The sequence below is a fragment of the Virgibacillus salexigens genome, assembly GCF_014905415.1.
GTDB lineage: Bacteria > Bacillota > Bacilli > Bacillales > Amphibacillaceae > Virgibacillus > Virgibacillus salexigens.
Genome location: NZ_BNEO01000115.1, coordinates 1 through 310 on the forward strand (window position 1 = coordinate 1; position 310 = coordinate 310).

Consider the following 310-nt stretch of genomic DNA (forward strand, 5'->3'; position numbering starts at 1 on the left):
TCATCTTGGATAGGTACTGCAGCAACATCGGCGCGTAATGCAATTGTTTTTCCTGGTTTTCCCCCTTTTAACGTAGCGATTACACCGTTGCCACCAACTTTTGTCACATAAGGAATACCTAGCTTTTTATAATGACCGGCAATAAATGCAGCTGTTTTTGTTTCGTGAAAGGATATTTCTGCATATTGGTGTAGATATCTACGGATTTCTACCATTTCTGAATAAAGCTGATCAATGGATTGATGTATTTGATCTAATACAAAAAGACCTCCTAGCTGTTTTTCTAACTATTATAACAGCAGAATACTGC

Annotated in this window: 1 pseudogene; it reads right to left on the reverse strand. The window is 37.4% G+C overall.

Going from position 1 to position 310, the window contains the following annotated elements:
* Positions 1-215, reverse strand: a pseudogene (locus tag JKP73_RS22475) (amidohydrolase); the annotation flags it as partial.
* Between the last annotated feature and the right edge of the window lie 95 nt (positions 216-310).